At 63.4% G+C, this 552-nt stretch carries 1 protein-coding gene; it reads left to right on the forward strand.

Annotated features, from left to right (window positions below; translation table 11 throughout):
- Positions 1-552, forward strand: a 552-nt coding sequence (locus B472_RS17155; RefSeq protein ID WP_157952000.1) for a hypothetical protein, incomplete at both ends; no start/stop codon positions are given.

A 552-nucleotide genomic window follows, 5' to 3' on the forward strand; every position in this document is an offset into this window, starting at 1 on the left:
AGCGCTGGCCGATGCGGTGCAAGCCGTGGCAGGCTACGGCACAGGCACGCCGCCAACGGACGCACAAATCAACGCCTTGTTAGGCACCAGTACCGTCACCGCAGACAACCTGGCCGCTGTGCTGGCGGCCATCAAAGCGGGCAACGCCGATGGCAGCGCCATCAACGGCATTGGGGGCGCAGGCAATCTGAGTGAGGTGGTGGGTAATGCCATCACCGCCTTTGATGCGGCCATCACAAAAATAGCCAACTACGCCGATGACAACGGTGCAACCAACTCTGTCCCTCAAGCCAGCGACTACAGCGCCGTAGGCGTGACCGGCATAGGCGGCGGTAGCCAACCGACGGTGTCGATGATCAACAGCGCTTTGGCCACCACAGCCTTGCTGAGAACCAACGCCGACAGCGCCGCTGACGTGCAAGCCATCGTCAACGCGTACCAAGTCATCCTCAACAACGCCAACACGGCCAGCAGCACCGACGCGAGCGCCAGCGACTACCTGGCCATCGGCGTGACGGGCGTGGACGCAGGAGCCGAGACCAGCCTGCTGGG

The sequence above is a fragment of the Limnohabitans sp. Rim28 genome (assembly GCF_000293865.2).
Classification (GTDB): Bacteria; Pseudomonadota; Gammaproteobacteria; order Burkholderiales; family Burkholderiaceae_C; genus Limnohabitans_A.